This is a genomic window from Calothrix sp. FACHB-168, from assembly GCF_963889195.1.
Taxonomy (GTDB): Bacteria; Cyanobacteriota; Cyanobacteriia; order Cyanobacteriales; family Nostocaceae; genus Aulosira; species Aulosira anomala_A.
In genome coordinates this window covers 69,838-87,304 of sequence record NZ_CAWPNJ010000017.1, presented here as the reverse complement: position 1 = coordinate 87,304, position 17,467 = coordinate 69,838, and the positions used below count along the sequence as shown (strand labels likewise).

Sequence of the window (17,467 nt, the reverse complement as noted above, 5' to 3'; positions counted from 1 at the left end):
TTGATTTATTCCTGAAAAATATGAGGGAAGTTATTGAGTTATTTGGCTGAGAAAAGTATCCCATTCGTCTAAATATTTCTCCCAAGCGCCTTCTACTGATTGACGAGCGATTTTACCTAGTGCTTCTAGATCTTGCTCAGGAATAGAGGCGATCGCCTGAGCGAGTTTTTCTGGATCTTGCGGGGGAACCAGAACGCCACAGTGGGAGACTTGTTCAGTTAAACCATCGATTTCGGTAGCAATCACAAACCTACCCGCAGCTTTAGCTTCTATACCAACTAGTCCCATTGGCTCCCAGCGTGAGGGAATTGCTACCGCATCACAGGTTTGGAGAAATTCAGGTACATTATCAACTCTGCCAATAAATTCAACGTTATTCAATCCTTGAGCTAATTGTTTTAATTTGGATTCTTCATCCCCCTCACCAGCAATGCGTAATTTAATCGGTGAATCGGGAATTAATTTCATGGCTTCTAGTAAAGTATCAAATCCCTTTTGCGGATGAAATCGCCCATATGCTCCGACAATTAACGGTTTTTCGATAGGTTTTGGTGGAACTGTGAAAAAATCATTCAGCGCTCGACACGGCTGAATTAAAACTAGTTTTTTCGCAGAAACTAAGTGGTTTTCTTGCAACCATTTTTGTTGACCAGAAGAAATAGCTACTACCCAGTCAGCAAGACCATAAGATAACTTGAGCATCAAATAAAATCGAAATTTGTTAGGCACATTACATTGCACAAAGCCTTCAGAATAATGATGTTCGTGAATAACTATTTTGCTTTGGGGGTTTTTAAGTTTGATGATTAATAACTTGAGTAAGCGTTGCCAATTGCAGGAATCATGAACGATAATGGCTGGAAATGATGATTTACTCTCGGATAATTTTTCACTAGAGCCGATAACAAAATCACATTTATTTTTTAAGTATGAATCAGTCAAACTTTTGAGGACAGACATAACTCCACCCATTTTTGTGTCGCTGATCAAATTGAATACTTTTGGCTTCATTGTGAAAACTCAGATATTATTAATTAACCATTCAAAATTTGACTGTTAACTCAGCAGTTAACAGCCAAGACTAAAAATGGAGTTAGCCTTCGACTTCGCTTAGGCTAATATTGAAAAAAAGCGAAACTGAAGAGAAGATGAGTGAAAATTGCTAGATTTAACGAATAAAGATGAACGCAATTAAACAAATTGGTCTTGGTTAATTTGGCGTTTTTGGTTAGCGCCTGTAATTTGCAGAGTGAGAGCTTCTATCTGCGAATAGAATGATTGCGGGAGAAAGCGCTGCAAATAAGCTGCCAATATAGTCAAGATTGTGCGATGAGGTTCTGCTAACAGTATTTGCCAATGAGTCATCAATGCACGATTGACTAGCTCTACTGCAACTTTACTATCGCGTTGTCTGACGGCGCGTCGCGCTAGATATCTTAGTTGATAAGCTCTAGCCGGATTTTCCCATTGTGCAATAAACTCTGGGGCGTATACTTTGGCTTTATCAATAATTCGCTCCCAAGATTCTAGTTGCTTGAGGAGATTGGCAGACAAACCGCCAGAATTGACACGATATAAAGTCAAAGCTTCGGGAATACCTTCAATTTGCCACTGAGTTTGCAGAATGATGCGCAACCAGCATTCTATATCTTCAGATTGACGGAAGCTTTCATCAAAATACCAGTCCTCGAAGATGCCATCAACAGTCTTGGCAAATTTAATTTCTTGCAAAACTTCCCGGCGAATAACTACGGCTGAACCGTTACCGATAGGATTGCGGCAGAATAAATCGCTAGCACTGATATTTTTGAGTTTAGGCATTTGATAGATACCTAATGGCTTTCCTTGTTCATCAATAAAGGCAGAGCGGCTAAAACTAACACCGATAGTTGGGTTATTTTCTAAATGATGTAGATGCTTTTCTAATTTCTGTGGTAGCCATAAATCGTCAGAATCTAGGAAAGCTAAATATTGCCCTTGAGCATGGCGAATCCCTGTATTTCTTGCTCCTGCTAATCCGCGATTTTTTTGGCTAATGATTTTGATTCTACTATCGGTAAATTCTCGACAAATCTCGATACTGCGATCGCGTGATTCGTCATCTATAATTAATAGCTCAAAGTCCTGCCATGTCTGCTGCAAAATTGAACTAATTGTTTCTTGGATGTACTTCTCTACTTGATAGACAGGCACAATCACAGAAACTTTAGCATGACCACTCATTGTCAAATTAATAACACTAATGTCTCTACAGATTAAATAAAATCATGTTTATCTACATCGGTGCATACACTTATCTTTGCGTAATTGACAACGTTTTATTTAGTACTTTTTACCTAAATAAATATATTGTTTTCCATTAAGTGTGTTTATCTGTGGATTGTCTAAATACAGAAGGTTTATCCCGCCTCAAGAGTAAATACTTGCTATATTTTCCAGAAAAATTTGTAGCAAATATGTCTAAAATTTTCTGGATAATACTAGAAAGTTGTGAAATAGTATATAAAGGTATATAAGTGAGAAGTTAGGAAGCAATTTATAACTTCTCAAAAAAGGTGTTCAATAATTTTGCACCAAGATTTTTGTAGAAATTGGTAGAATCTGACTTTTATCACCACAAAATAGCATTTTCAGGGAAATTTATCTTTATCTATGAAGGTATTATTAGTTTGTTCCTCTGGAGGACATTTTAAAGGTCTGCAGCAATTGCGTCCGTTTTGGGAACCGCATGAGCGGGTTTGGGTAACTTTTAAAAGCGCAACTACACAAGCAGCTTTGTCCGAAGAAAATGTGTATTGGGCTTTTAGTCCAACTAATCGCAATGTACCGAATTTTTTCCGGAATTTGCTGTTAGCTTTTCAAGTTATTAACCAAACTAGACCAGACTTGATTATCTCTACAGGTGCAGGAGTTGCTGTACCTTTTTTGATTTTGGGTAAGTTGTTAGGTTGTAAAACAGCGTTTATTGAATCTGTGACGCGAATTGAGACGTTAAGTTTATCTGCGAGGTTAACTTTGCCTTTTTTGAGCGTCTTATATGTGCAATGGCCTCAACTACAAGCTCGTTATCCCCAAGCTGAACTGATAATTCCCCAGGAAAGTCTATGATTTTTGTCACAGTTGGTTCGGAACAGTATCCTTTCAACCGTTTGATGTCTTGGATTGAGGTTTTACTGCAAACACAACTCATTGATGAGGAAGTTGTGGTGCAGTATGGCAGTTCTAACGCCGTTTTACCTGCTGGTGCGAGGGTTTATCGTTTTGTCAAAGAAGAGCAATTTCAGGAATTGATACAGCAGGCGCGAATCGTGATTGCTCATTGTGGCGAAGGAACTTTACTGCTATTGGATTCTTTGGATAAACCTTATATTTTGGTACCTCGCAGCCAGAGATATGGGGAACATGTTGACGATCATCAAGTAGAACTAGCGTTAGCACTTTCGCAGTTGAATGTACCTATAGCTTGGTCGCCGGGAGATTTGGTGCGATTTATTGAGGCTCCCGAACAGATATCGATTGCAGATGTGTCTACAGCGAGTGCGATCGCACTTTGCAATAGTCTACAAGCTCGCTTTGGTGAAAGTTTTCCCGAATTGTCAGTAGGTGTGTCTAAATTATGAGTTCTCAAACTAATACGAAAACTACAACTACAGCATCTCTCAAGACGACTCGTAAAGGTAGTCTGCTCTTAGTCCAGCTACCTGCCAGATTAACTGTGATTGAGGCTGTTTCCTTCCGTAAGCAGTTTCAGACTTGGTTGGAAGAGGATACAATCAAAAAAATTATCTTAGACTTTGGCCAGACTGCACTGATTGATAGTAGTGGCGTTGGTGCATTGATCACGAACCATAAATCTGCACAGGCCAAAAATATTGAATTAGTCTTTTGGAGCGTGCAACCCCAGGTACAACTGGCTTTTTCTTTGGTAGGTTTAGAAGAGATATTTCAGATTGAAGCTAATACAGAGGCGATTATCCCGACGTTAAACCGCAAAGTTGAGCAGCGTCCCCCCTTAACCCATCCGTCGGTGCGATCGCCAATTAAACGCGCTATTGATATTATCGGTGCAATTTTGGGCTTAATGCTCACTGCTGTTTTATTTGTGCCAATTGCGATCGCGATTAAACTCGATAGTCCTGGGCCTGTATTATTTAGCCAAACTCGCTGTGGCTGGATGGGGAGACGGTTTCGCATTTGGAAGTTTCGCTCAATGGTGACAAATGCAGAAGCACTGAAAGCAACTATTCCTAACCAAGCATCTGGTGCTTTTTTCAAAAATGATGCCGATCCACGCATCACCCGTGTTGGACGCATTTTACGCAAAACTAGCTTAGATGAATTTCCCCAATTTTGGAATATTCTCATCGGCGATATGAGCTTAATTGGTACTCGTCCCCCTACTCCTGATGAAATGGAAAAATATGAAATTGCTAATTGGCAAAGATTAGATGTCAAACCTGGACTTAGCGGTGAGTGGCAAGTTAATGGGCGCTCAAAAATCCGTAACTTTGAGGATGTAATCGAACTCGATTTACGTTATCAAAATAATTGGAGTTTACTTTATGATTTAAAGTTAATTTTCAAGACAATTACTGTATTTTTCCAAAAAGATTCTGGGGCAGTCTAAATGTCACTGCAAACAAATTCATTTCTGCATCATTCTGCTTTACAAGTTGCCAGCGATTTAGATGAAATGGCAATAGTTGTAGAATGGTTTGATCAATTTAACAGTAAGCATCTACCATACCAAATGTGGATAGAAGGTCAAACTGCCTTGCTTGAAGGCTTTACCAATGTGGTACGTCACGCTCACAGCCACCTGAGTTCACAAACTCCTGTTGACTTAGCAGCGACAATTGACTCCAAATCTTTCCAGATTTATATTTGGGATTGCGGTGATATTTTCGACCTAGAAGCAGTTTTAGAAGAGCTTAATCAACAAACGAGTAATGGCAGTTTTAACCCTTTAGATCGGGAAGCTCACTGGGGCTGTATTTTTCTTTTACGGCTTAAAAGAGATTACGGTTGGACTGTTAGTTATACGCGGGAAGCGGGGGATAAAAACTGCCTGTTATTAAAGAAAGATATTACTCGGTAAATTTTGAGTTGGTATTAGTTTTTATCAACATGGACAAGGAGGAGTAAGTATTGATGGCTCATTTAGGATTGCTATAGCTTACTGTTTGCGTTTTAACTTTGTTTTTGCATCTTATTCTATTATTGGATCTTACCTTTGCAATCAAACTCATGGAAAAGCAAGTGAAAGTTATTCAGCCAGCCGGAATTTTTAATGGTAAACAAGGTCGAGAAACCTATGAACAGATGAGTAAATTGATGGCGGCGGGTGCCAAAACATTCTTGCTAGATTTTCAAGCTGTTACTTTTATGGATAGTTCTGGATTTGGCACTCTGCTGTCAATGCTAAAGACAGTACAACAAGAACAAGGTAGGCTAGTACTTTGTTCGATTAACGAACAAATTAGAATGATTTTAGAACTCAGCAATACAACAACTATTTTTGAGGTTTTACCTGACCAAGCTGCGTTTATGGAACAGATGACTCCGGCTTAAATTCAATTTCTAATAAAGAAAAGTCATCGTTAAATATTTGACTACCTGTGACATTTTTGATTGCTTCGGAAATCTGATTAACACTAGTGTGAAATTGTTGATTGCACACAGTTAATAAATTAATGAAGCCATTAAAATTCCACATGTTACCATCAGCTTTTTCTACCTCATAAACGCCATCGCTAAAAACATACAGTTTACTTCCAGCTTGAATATCACATACAGCATTGTGATATTGAGCTTGAGTAAATGCGCCGATGGGTAAACCCCGGATGACTAATTGTTTTACCTCTAAACTAGAGTCAGTTGAGGGTGAAAATAACAAAGCTGGAGGATGTCCGGCACTAGAGTAAGTTAATTGAGAGGAACTGAGATTAAAAACCCCATACCAAATAGTAAAGTATTGAGAATTATGTTGATCCATTTGAAAGACTTGATTTAAGTCTTGTAGCACTTCAGATGGATTATAAAGACTGGCTGTGGGGAGAGAATGCGATCGCAATAAATTATGGATGGAAATGGAAGGTAGGGCTGCGGCTAATCCATGACCAGAAACATCTAAAAGATAGATGACTAAATTATCTCTATCTAACCAATAGTAATCAAAACAATCACCTCCCAATTGACGGGAGGGTAAGAACTGAGAATTGATGGTCACTGCTCCTGTTATGGGTGCGGGAAGAATAGATTTGACATAATCCGCAGCTTCATTTAATTCTGCTTCGAGCAGCTGTTTTTGGATTTGTAAATCTTGGGCTACTTTTTTCAGTTCTTGATTTGTTTGGTATAGTCTCAGTCCTGCACGAACTCTAGCTTTTAATTCATTGACTTCAATCGGTTTATTTAAAAAGTCATCTGCACCTGTATCTAAACCTTCTACTTTATCTTCCACAGCTTTACGTGAGGTGAGGAGAATAAAAAATGTGGTTGATAAAGAAGGTTCAGATTTAATTTTGCGGCATACTTCTAAACCATCCATTTCTTCCATTTGCCAATCAGAAATAATCAAGGCTGGCTGGTGTTTATAAGCTTGTTCTACGCCTTGCAGACCATTGTTAGCGAGAATTACTTCATATCCCTGAGCTTGGAGAGTTTGCTTTAAAACTAGTTGAATAACGCGATCGTCATCAATTACTAAAATTTTTATTGGTGAATTAGATATTGTTGTCATTTTTCAGAGACGCGATGAATCGCGTCTGTACAATTTTTATTTTTCAGAGACGCGATGAATCGCGTCTGTACAATTTTTATTAGGGGCGGGTTGATTAGAGGAAATTCCGGCTTTGGAGAGCCGCGATCGCATTACTATACTCTTTCTCTAGCTGATTAACTAGTCCTGTAAGTTGATCTAGCGATCGCTCTTTGGCACCATTCTCTAGAGTTTCACAAATATTTCCTAGACGCACAGCACCAATACTGACGCTAGGCGATCGCAAAGCATGAGCTGCTTTTTCTATGGTTGAGCGATCGTCCTTGGTAACTGCATCCTTAATTGTCTGGATTTTATCTGGAGTATCTTCTAAATAAACCTGGATCAACTCAGCAATTAAAGCGTCGCCATCACTACCCGCCATAGCACGCAGTTCTTGGAGAAAACGCCCATCGATGACCTCAATTAGCTCTGGAACATCCGATTCTAGATCCGGTTCTGGAGATGTAGAAATCAATGCAGATTCCGGTACATCTGTCAATTCTGGGGGTGCTGCTGCTAGATGTGCGGCAATATCAAACTTTTTCAGCACTGCTTCTAAAGCTTCTAAACTAATGGGTTTACTGACGTAATCATCCATACCCACAGTTAAGCATTCTTGCCGATCCTCCGGACGCGCATGGGCTGTCATGGCGATAATCCAAGGTTGGGTGTTTTCAGACAATTCCTTACGAATGTGGATAGTAGTCTCCCAACCATCCATTTCTGGCATTTGGATGTCCATAAACACAACATCATAAAGTTGCCTTTGCAAGGCTTCTAGAGCTTCCAGCCCATTATTAGCCACATCGGCGCGGTAACCTAAGCGCTGCAACATCTTCAAAGCAATCTTTTGATTTACTAACACATCCTCAACTAAGAGAATCTTCAGGGGCAAAGTTTGTCCCATCTGAGCATCAATGTTGGGTAAATTTGGTGTTGGCAAGCGGGAATAAGAAGGAAGGGTAATTTTCTGACTGATGCGTCGAGTAGACCAGTTACCACGCACTATTTGTAATAGGGTGTTGTGCAATTGGTAATGTCGCACAGGTTTCTGCAAAAAGGCAGCAAATTCAGTAGCTACCTCTTTAATTTCTACAGTTTGCTTACCTTTAAAGCTCAACATGACCAAAGGTAAATCCTGTTGTGTTGGTATTGCCCGGATTTTAGCTGTCAAATCGGCAATATGCAAGTCGAGACTATCAATATCTAAGATAGCGATGTCAAAACTATTTTCTGCCATTAACTGTAGAACTGCTGTACTAGATTCTACTGGTTTGACATAAACTCCCAAGCTTTGAATTTGACAAGTTAAGCATTTGCGTAAATTGGCGTTACCTGTGGCGAAGAGCAATCGCTTACCCAGCAGTTCGGGATAGATATTCCAAGCATTCTCAATGGCAGAAGGATCGACTTGGAGGGTGGCTGTGAAATAAAAGGTAGAGCCTTGACCGGGTTGACTATCTACCCACATTTTGCCGCCCATAATCTCGCTGAGGCGCTTGCTGATGGCTAATCCTAAGCCGGTACCGCCATAACGTCGAGTCATGGAAGCATCAACCTGACTAAAGGGCTTAAATAATCGATTTAAGCGATCGCGTGGGATGCCAATACCTGTATCGCTGATGGCAAACAGAAATTCATAATATACATGATCGCTATTATTGGCTTTCTGGGCGATAATTTGCGGCTGTACGGTGACAGTAATGACAACTTCACCTTGTTGGGTGAATTTAACGGCATTACTGACTAAATTCCAGAGAATTTGGCGCACGCGGGTAATGTCACCAATAATTAGCGTTGGCATACGCGGTTGGAATTGGTACATCAGTTCAATGCCTTTCAAGGCTGCTTGGGGAGCCAGTAAATCTAAGGCTTCCTCCACACAAACTTGCAAATCAAAAGGCTGTTCTTCTAGTTCTAAATTGCCAGACTCAATTTTAGAAAAGTCGAGAATGTCATTGATAATCGTTAATAATGTATCCCCACTGTTCCGGATGGTTTCGACATAATCAAGTTGCTCCGGTTGTAGGGGAGTATCTAAGAGCAATCCTGTCATGCCAATAATCGCATTCATCGGCGTGCGGATTTCATGGCTCATAGTGGCGAGGAAGTTACTCTTAGCCATATTGGCTGCTTCAGCTGCTTGTTTAGCTTGGCTGAGTTCTTTATTTTGCTGGGCTAACAAATGGGCTTGGCGGGTTTCCTGGGTGAGTAATTGGGCTTGAGTCAGGGCGATACCCATTTGATCGGCGAGATGTTTGACGAGATCTAACTCTAATTCCGTCCATTGTCTGGGGCGATCGCATTGATGCACAATTAATAACCCCCACAAATCTTGCCGTACCATAATCGGTACAACCAGATTCGCTTTCACCTGAAACTGCTGTAAAAATGCTACATGGCAAGGTTGTAAACCCGCTTCCTCTACATCAGAAATGGCTGTAATCCTTCCCTGACGATACAAGCCTTGGTATTTATGAAAACAAGGATCGTAAATATCTTGGTCTAAAGTAACTAACCAGCCAGGAATTACTGCTTCCTGGACAACTTTACCAGAACCGTCAGCATGAACTTGGTAAATCAAAACGCGATCGGCTTGCAAAATTCGCTGTACTTCCGTTACTGTTGTCTGGAGAATTTTTTCCAGCTGCAAAGACTGACGAATTTCTTCAGTAATTTGCTTGAGTAGTAAAGCGCGTTGGTACTGTTGGTGTAGCTCGGCTTCTGACTGTTTGCGGGCGGTAATATCTAGATGGGTTCCTACCATCCGCAAATATTTTTCTGAAAAATTGCGGTTCACCAACTTACCCCGATCCAAAATCCACTTCCATTCCCCAGATTTGGTGAGTAAGCGGACTTCGGCTTCATAATAAGGTGTTTTACCTTTGATGTGATCGATCAGCCGTTGTTGTACTATCTTTTGGTCTTCAGGATGGATTAATTGATTTCTAACTTTAATATCGTCTGCCAACTCCTGTGGATTGTACCCCAGCATGGTGAACCAGCGAGGACTACGATAAACTTCTCCAGTCGCTAAATTCCAGTCCCAAAGTCCTTCATCTACTGCATCCAGAGCTAATTTTAACTGTTCTTCGCTTAACCTCAGAGCATTTTCTGATTGTTTGCGCTGGGTAATATCGCGATATTTCCACAAATGTCCATAAAATTTATGATCGACAATAATGGGTATATAGTCTTGTTCAAAAATGCGTCCATCTTGGAGTGGCCATTCTTGATTCATAACTATTTCACCGTTGCTCAACATCTCCTGGACGCGCTGTGTAAAGCGTTCCGGTTCAGCAAAAAGTTGCTTGCTTATCTCGGCTGATTGGCGACAATCCGTTCCTTGTAAAGCTTCTGGCTTCAGGGGAATACTAAATAGATCGCAAAACTCTTGATTGGCGAGAATCACATGTCGGTTCTCGTCTTCCAATAAAATACCTACCTGTAAACTTTCAATCAGCGTTCGCAGTCGCGAAGCTGTGGCTCTTAATTCGGAACGTTGTTGTGTGAGTTTGGTGGTTAATTTTTTGGCATCTGCAAGGGCAGAATTTTTTGCTTGTAAAAGAAATAAATAATCGGAAACAGAGTCATAGAGAGGAAAATCATCGATGCTCAATTCGAGTTTTTTGAGATCGCTAATCTCTGTAATCCAGGGAGAGCCAAGAAACATCAGATGATCGCCATCCTCTAGATTTACCATTTGTCCTTTGAGCTGCATTTCTTTATGCTGAGATTGCAACAGAAATAGCGATCGCGTTTGTTGACTAATCGCTTCAAAGCTAAATGGACAGCTAGGCCGATTAATCCGGAAATGTTCATCTAAGGAACTACCAAGAATTTTAATCGGTTCTAAAATGCGCTGTAGTACCTCACCCATCTGGACAATCTTCAGTTGGCGATCTATCACCAGATGGAAGGGAAACAAAGCTGCAAATTGGTCGGCACTAAGACTGAATTTTCTGAACTCAGTAACCTGATTATTTGTCATCGGCGTGAGAATCGTTGTACTTGATCGAGAAGACATCGTGAGCATCACCGCGATCGCGAAAACTAATTTGGGTGATATCTACTTCAGTGTGAAAGCGTTTCCCCAATCCGTGGAGTAAACCAATTACCATCGGTGCTAATCCGTGGCGGCTAGATTGGTAATGAAGATGCAGAGATTGATCGCTGGTGTGTTCGCATTCAAAAGATGGGGGGCGCAGCTCGGAAAAACTCAAACCCACCCGCGCATGGAGGTTATCCAAATTCTCAATAAACTGGGGTAAGGAATTTCCCGCAGTGGCTAAAAGTTCTCCATAACCTTCTTCTGCAGTATAGGTTACCCAATATTCCCCAAAAGCTTTGAGTACTTCATGTGCAGGCATTCCTAAGACTTCACAAACCGCTTCCACTAAACGATAGGTAACATCATCAGAATATGCATCCATCGCCAAAAAAAAATCAACATCCTCAAGTCCCGCTTTTTCCTTGATTGTTTCCCAGGTATCTTCACCGTGGTATTTGCAAATCATGTCTTCAATTGCTTTGTTGACTAGTCCGTACATTGGCTGAACTCCTGATTATTTTCAGTATTAATACGCAAGAAAATATAGATAATAATTGTATTCTTTTAACTATAACTCTTTGAGGTAATTTAACATAAACTAAGCTTGGCAAGCCATTAAAATATTACTCCAAACCTTATTTTATATTTTCTTCAAGTTGTTAGTATAAAATATATCTTTTAATTAAAAATTAGCCTAATAATTTTGAGTAATATATGTTACGTTATTTTGCTTGGCTATCAGGAATAAAATAAGATTAAAGCCATGATGGTCATGACCTAAGTTCTGCTGGAGATCCGATTTGATTTTGGCAACGATCGCGTTACGATGAAACGTCAATCGTCAATAGAGTAGGCTAGACAATAGCTGACATACCAAAATTTTGGCGATCGCATCCACTGGGAATATTTCCAAAATCAGGCAAGAATCCTATAGTGAGAAAAGATGGTAAGCTCATGAGAATGCCTGATTTGTTGAAGCTGACATAGTCATAATTGACATTAGCAATGTTAAACCGTTTGAAGATTGGCAGCAAAATTGGCACTAGTTTCGCTCTAGGCCTGACCATTTTAACTGCGTTGGGATTCATTTCTCATCGCACTACTAACGAATTGATCGCTACATCATACCTAGAAAACCATACATACCAAGTTTTAGGATTGCTGCAAGATTTAAATAGCAAGCTACAACAAGCGGAAACAGGACAGCGCGGTTATATAATTACTGGTGAAAAGCGTTATTTAGAGCCATATCAAGCAGCGATTGAATCTATAGACCAACCTCTAACAAAACTCCGTGAGTTTACTGCTGATAATCCCAATCAAAAACATCGGCTCGAACGGTTACAGCCACTAATTGCTGAAAGAATAACTATCATGCAAAAAGTGCTGGAATTGCGAGATAGTCAAGGCTTAGAAGCAGCTAAAAAGCTCATTCTTACCGATGAAGGTAAGCGGTTGATGGATAGAATCCGTAACCTGACTGAGGAGATGAAATTAGAAGAGAATGAATTATTAATTCAGCGTTCAAACCAAGCAAAATCTGCGGCTAGAGCTACTATTTCTACTATTACTTATGGAATTCCTATCTCTTTTATCTTGATAGCTTTGATTGGCTATTTATTATCTCGTGATATTTCCCAACCTCTAGAAAAATTTTCTCGTGTAGCTGCGAAAATTGCTGATGGCGATTTATCAGCTAAACTCCCCGATACAAAACGGCAAGATGAAGTGGGGATATTGACAAGCAGTTTCAATCAAATGATTGCTAATTTACAAGAAACTAAGCAAAAAAATGAACAGGAAAATTGGTTAAAATCTAACTTGGCTGAATTTAGTAATAGCTTGCAAGGAAAAAGAAATTTAGTAAATGTCACTGAGTCAATTTTATCTAAGTTAGCACCTTTGGTTAGCGCCCAACATGGTGTAATTTATTTAATGGAAAATCGCGAAAATCAGCCAATATTAAAGTTATTTAGTAGCTATGCTTACAAAGAACGGAAAAATTTAGCCAATCAATTTCGCTTGGGAGAAGGTTTAGTTGGTCAATGTGCTTTAGAAAAGCAAAGAATTTTACTCACCCAAGTACCGCCTGATTATATCCGCATTAGTTCGGGCTTAGGAGAAACGCCACCATTAAATATTGTAGTCTTACCTGTATTATTTGAAAAGCAGGTAAATGCTGTAATTGAATTAGCATCATTGCAAGCTTTTAGCGAACTACATTTAATTTTTTTAGAACAAGTTAGTGAAGTTATTGGTATTGCTTTAAATGCCATTAATGCTGATATGCTAACTCAGCAACTCCTCCAGCAATCTCAGGAATTAACGGAAGAATTAAAAACGCAACAAGCAGAACTGCAAAATAGCAACCAGTTATTACAACAACAAGCAGAAGATTTAGAAGCATCCCAACTACTTTTACAGCAACAGCAGGAGGAATTAAAACAATCTAACGAGGAATTACAAGCTTTAAATGAAGAGTTGGAAGAAAAAGCCGAATTATTGGCGGTACAAAAGCGAGAAGTTGAAGTTAAAAATCAACAAATTGAACAAGCAAGACTATCTTTAGAAGAACAAGCTCAAGCATTAACTTTATCTTCTAAATATAAGTCGGAGTTTTTAGCCAATATGTCTCATGAGTTAAGAACGCCGCTTAATAGTCTATTAATTTTGGCGCGGTTAATGTCGGAAAATTCTGAGGGTAATTTAACTGCAAAACAAATCGAATATAGTCAAACTATCTATAATGCTGGCACAGATTTATTAGCCTTAATTAACGATGTTTTAGATTTAGCAAAAGTTGAATCTGGTAAATTCACTATAGAAAATAAGCCAGTTAATTTTGTTGATTTACAAAGATACTTGCAAGCTAACTTTCGCCAATTATCAGAAAATAAAGGATTAAATTTTAATCTAGAATTTGACCAAAACTTACCACCAGAATTTTATACTGATCCCAAACGTTTACAACAAGTATTAAATAATTTATTGGCGAATGCTTTTAAGTTTACTGAACAAGGTAGAGTCAGCTTAGAAGTGAGGTTAATATCTCCCGATACAGTGGCTTTTGCTGTTAGCGATACAGGTATTGGCATTGCAAAAGAAAAACAGCAGTTAATTTTTGAAGCCTTTCAACAAGCAGATGGTACCACCAGCCGCAAATATGGCGGTACAGGCTTAGGTTTATCTATTAGTCGAGAACTAGCTCATTTGTTAGGTGGGAGAATTGAATTAATAAGTCAACTAGGAGAGGGAAGCACTTTTACGCTTTATTTACCGCTACAAGAAATGCAAACCAATGTCACAGCTAAAGCAAGTGAAATTGTCAAGCAGAAAAATTTGCAAGCTACACAACTAACTTCTTCTCTTCCTCTAGTTTCTCCTTCTTTGTCAGTAGTTAATCTCCCTAATTCTCAGCCAGAAATTCCTGATGATAGAGAAAATATCCGCGTAGGTGATAAAGTATTGCTAGTGATTGAAGATGATGTAAAATTTGCGCGGATTTTGCAAGATATGGCGCAACAACAAGGGTTTAAAGTTTTGCTAGCTTTACATGGGCAAGCAGGTTTGGCGCTAGCACAACAGTTTAAACCAGATGCGATTACTTTAGATGTATGTATGCCTGATATGGATGGCTGGATGGTGTTAGATCGTCTCAAGCATAATGGAGAAACGCGCCATATTCCCGTACATATATTATCTATTGACGATCGCCAACAACGCGGTTTAGAGTTAGGCGCGATCGCTTATTTACAAAAACCTGTTTCTAAAGAACAATTAACAGGGGCGTTAACTGATATTAAAGCTTTTTTGGAACGAAAAGTTAAAAATTTACTCATCATCGAAGACGATCCAGTGCAAGCCCGCAGTATTATAGAGTTGATTGGTAATGGTGATGTGCAAAGTACCGCAGTTAATACAGCAGCTGAGGCTTTAGCGACACTGCGATCGCAACGGATTGATTGTATTGTCTTAGATTTAGGTCTACCGGATATGAACGGGTTAGAACTAATTGAGCAAATCAAACAACAACCCGATTTAGTCAAGATTCCCATCATTGTCTATACCGGAAAGGAACTCTCCCGCCCAGAAGAAACCCAATTACGACGGCTAGCGGAGACTATAATTATTAAAGATGTGCGATCGCCTGAACGTTTACTTGATGAAACTGCCTTATTTCTCCATCGTATCCAGGCTAATTTACCGCAGTCAAAGCGACAAATTTTAGAGCAACTTCGCAATTCTGACACTATCCTGGCACATAAAAAGATTTTAATTATTGATGACGATGTCCGCAATATCTTTGCTATCACCAGCTTGCTAGAAAGTTACCAAATGCAAGTAATTTTTGCCGAAAATGGTAGAGATGGCATAGCAATATTGCAAGCTAATCCTGATGTTAACGCCGTATTGATGGATATAATGATGCCAGAAATGGACGGTTATGAAGCAACTCGCGCTATCCGTCAACAGGTACAATTCCGTTCTCTACCCATAATTGCTTTAACTGCAAAAGCTATGCAAGGCGATAGAGAAAAATGCATCGCCGCCGGAGCTTCAGACTATATTACTAAACCTGTAGATACAGAGCAATTACTTTCTTTATTACGGGTTTGGCTATATCGGTAAGATACTCTTTCATAAATACGAAGCCTGTCTAGGATAATTGTAGATAATTGTAGGTTGGGTAGAGCGACAGCGAAACCCAACAAAGCCGCTTTGGTGTTGGGTTTCGTTCCTCAACCCAACCTACGTCTTCCCATGCCCCATGCCCTATGCCCATTTTTAAAACTTGTCTATTGATTAAAAAAATTGTAAATTGGTCGTGATTTTACATTTGATTGTCCGAAATATTCAATATTTTTAGATTTTATTTATATTAAAGTTGAAAAACTGAAAACATATAACTATTAGAGGATTTAGCGATCTGACTTGAGGCAGTCGTGACACTACGGTAAAAATTATAAATTGAAAATGAGTTTTATTAAAGAAATTGGGTCTATATTAATGTCTATTACTTTAGAAATAGCCAACAACTGTGAGATTTTGACTTTGCTATATTCACAGCAAAATCACTAATTAATAGTTGGTTGTGCCTGTTATGAGTTTACCAAAAATCAAATTAGAGGATATCGAAATCCAGTTACTACTGGAAGGAGTGTATCGTTATTGGGGTTATGATTTTCGCAATTATGCCTTATCTTCTCTCAAACGTCGCATTCATCATTTTGTAAAAAAAGAGAATTTTAGCAGCGTTTCCGATTTACAAGCGCGGGTATTGCACGATCAAGAATGTTTAGAAAGATTTTTACTGAATCTCACAGTAAATGTAACTTCCATGTTTCGCGATCCTAGCTTTTATCTCACCTTGAGAAATGAAGTCATTCCCCTATTACGCACCTATCCTTTTATTCGCATTTGGCACGCTGGATGCTCAACAGGAGAGGAAGTATATTCAATGGCAATTTTACTACAAGAAGAAAATCTTTACCGACGTTGCCGGATTTATGCCACTGACTTTAATGAAAAAGTACTGCAAACAGCAAAAAGTGGGATTTATTCTTTAAAACTCATGCAAGATTACACCCAACTGTATTTAAAAGCTGGTGGTAAAGCCTCTTTTTCTGAATATTACACGGCAGCTTATGATAATGCTATTTTTCGCGCATCCTTACGAGAAAATATGATATTTGCTCAACATAACTTAGCGACTGATAGCTCTTTTAATGAGTTTCATATCGTTATATGTCGTAACGTTTTAATTTATTTCAACCAAGATTTACAAAAGCGCGTACATGAACTGTTTTATCATAGCCTTTGTCCTTTTGGTATCTTAGGGTTAGGCAAGCAAGAATCAATTCGTTTTACCACTCACGATCAACAATACCAAGAGCTTGTCAAAGGTGAAAAGCTTTATCGGAGGTTGAATTAGTGGTGGCTAAAGTTGTGGTTATTGGTGCATCTATTGGCGGATTATCTGCGCTGAAAATCTTGCTCCACAATATACCAAATGACTTCCCATGTCCAATTATAGTTGTGCAGCATCGCCATCTAGATTCGCGCGATCGCTTGAGAGATATCTTACAAGAAAATACAGCTTTAACAATCCGAGAAGTGGAAGATAAAGACGAAATTTTACCAGGATATGTTTATCTAGCACCGGCTGATTATCATTTGTTGGTAGAATCTGGTTTTTTTGCACTGTCTACAGATGAGCCTGTTTCCTATGCTCGACCGTCAATAGATGTTTTATTTGAGTCTGCGGCTGATATTTATGGCGAGCAAGTTATTGGTGTGATCTTAACAGGCGCAAATGAAGATGGAATGCAAGGTTTAAAAATGGTAAAATTAAAATTTGGCCTTGCTATTGTTCAAGACCCAAAAACTGCTGAATGCTCTGTGATGCCAAAAGCAGCTATGAATGCTGTGGCTGTAGACTGGATTTTACCCCTAGAAGACATTGCCCAGAAATTAATTTACCTTTGTCATCGTGCGGGTCAATGTTCCCTATGCAAAGGTCAGTAAATTTTAACAAAATATTTTGTAATTTTCTCTGGAATATTCAGTTACCAATTATGAAAAATTAGATCCCCGACTTCTTTAAGAAATTCGGGATATGGTATTACCAATAATAAATTTCATCTACCCCAGGG

At 39.2% G+C, this 17,467-nt stretch carries 13 protein-coding genes; 8 read left to right on the top strand and 5 right to left on the bottom strand.

Annotation, left to right across the window (positions count from 1 at the left end; genetic code table 11):
• Positions 1 to 30: 30 nt before the first annotated feature.
• Both AACW45_RS09810 and AACW45_RS09805 read right to left on the bottom strand, forming a co-directional pair.
• Positions 31 to 960, bottom strand: coding sequence for a glycosyltransferase family 4 protein (locus AACW45_RS09810; RefSeq protein WP_190632805.1), 930 nt, complete (start codon positions 958 to 960; stop codon positions 31 to 33).
• Positions 961 to 1,191: 231 nt separating this feature from the next.
• Positions 1,192 to 2,223 carry a glycosyltransferase family 2 protein gene (locus tag AACW45_RS09805; RefSeq protein WP_190632804.1) on the bottom strand — a complete coding sequence of 344 codons (1,032 nt, stop codon included), beginning with the start codon at positions 2,221 to 2,223 and terminating at the stop codon, positions 1,192 to 1,194.
• A 429-nt stretch (positions 2,224 to 2,652) separates the two neighbouring features.
• Here AACW45_RS09805 and pssD point away from each other — a divergent pair, with 429 nt between their 5' ends.
• From pssD to AACW45_RS09780, 5 genes are all read left to right on the top strand, one after another.
• Complete coding sequence (pssD, locus tag AACW45_RS09800) at positions 2,653 to 3,108, top strand: PssD/Cps14F family polysaccharide biosynthesis glycosyltransferase (protein WP_190632803.1); 456 nt, start codon at positions 2,653 to 2,655, stop codon at positions 3,106 to 3,108.
• On the top strand, positions 3,105 to 3,620 hold the full coding sequence (locus AACW45_RS09795; protein WP_190632802.1) for a glycosyltransferase: 516 nt from the start codon (positions 3,105 to 3,107) through the stop codon (positions 3,618 to 3,620). Before pssD ends, AACW45_RS09795 begins: the two co-directional genes overlap by 4 nt.
• A complete protein-coding gene (locus AACW45_RS09790) occupies positions 3,617 to 4,627 on the top strand; it encodes a sugar transferase (RefSeq protein ID WP_190632801.1) in 1,011 nt (336 codons plus the stop codon). The genes AACW45_RS09795 and AACW45_RS09790 overlap by 4 nt, the downstream gene beginning before the upstream one ends.
• Entirely contained in the window at positions 4,628 to 5,098 is a 471-nt protein-coding gene (locus AACW45_RS09785) for an ATP-binding protein (RefSeq protein ID WP_190632800.1), read from the top strand. It begins immediately after the preceding gene.
• 149 nt (positions 5,099 to 5,247) lie between these two features.
• Complete coding sequence (locus AACW45_RS09780; RefSeq protein WP_190632799.1) at positions 5,248 to 5,571, top strand: STAS domain-containing protein; 324 nt, start codon at positions 5,248 to 5,250, stop codon at positions 5,569 to 5,571.
• Here the strand turns inward: AACW45_RS09780 and AACW45_RS09775 are convergent.
• The 3 genes from AACW45_RS09775 to AACW45_RS09765 all read right to left on the bottom strand — a co-directional run bounded on the left by AACW45_RS09775 (position 5,546) and on the right by AACW45_RS09765 (position 11,313).
• A complete protein-coding gene (locus AACW45_RS09775; RefSeq protein ID WP_190632798.1) occupies positions 5,546 to 6,742 on the bottom strand; it encodes a PP2C family protein-serine/threonine phosphatase in 1,197 nt (398 codons plus the stop codon). The two genes, AACW45_RS09780 and AACW45_RS09775, sit on opposite strands and share 26 nt — an antisense overlap.
• Positions 6,743 to 6,836: 94 nt before the next feature.
• Complete coding sequence (locus tag AACW45_RS09770; protein WP_242045499.1) at positions 6,837 to 10,790, bottom strand: response regulator; 3,954 nt, start codon at positions 10,788 to 10,790, stop codon at positions 6,837 to 6,839.
• Positions 10,744 to 11,313 carry a heme NO-binding domain-containing protein gene (locus AACW45_RS09765; RefSeq protein WP_190632797.1) on the bottom strand — a complete coding sequence of 190 codons (570 nt, stop codon included), beginning with the start codon at positions 11,311 to 11,313 and terminating at the stop codon, positions 10,744 to 10,746. The genes AACW45_RS09770 and AACW45_RS09765 overlap by 47 nt, the downstream gene beginning before the upstream one ends.
• A gap of 506 nt (positions 11,314 to 11,819) precedes the next feature.
• On the opposite strand from AACW45_RS09765, the gene AACW45_RS09760 reads away from it, so the two are divergent.
• The 3 genes from AACW45_RS09760 to AACW45_RS09750 all read left to right on the top strand — a co-directional run bounded on the left by AACW45_RS09760 (position 11,820) and on the right by AACW45_RS09750 (position 17,339).
• Positions 11,820 to 15,443 carry a response regulator gene (locus AACW45_RS09760; protein WP_190632796.1) on the top strand — a complete coding sequence of 1,208 codons (3,624 nt, stop codon included), beginning with the start codon at positions 11,820 to 11,822 and terminating at the stop codon, positions 15,441 to 15,443.
• 472 nt (positions 15,444 to 15,915) lie between these two features.
• Entirely contained in the window at positions 15,916 to 16,746 is an 831-nt protein-coding gene (locus AACW45_RS09755; protein ID WP_190632795.1) for a CheR family methyltransferase, read from the top strand.
• On the top strand, positions 16,746 to 17,339 hold the full coding sequence (locus AACW45_RS09750) for a chemotaxis protein CheB (protein WP_190632794.1): 594 nt from the start codon (positions 16,746 to 16,748) through the stop codon (positions 17,337 to 17,339). The genes AACW45_RS09755 and AACW45_RS09750 overlap by 1 nt, the downstream gene beginning before the upstream one ends.
• Positions 17,340 to 17,467 lie beyond the last annotated feature (128 nt).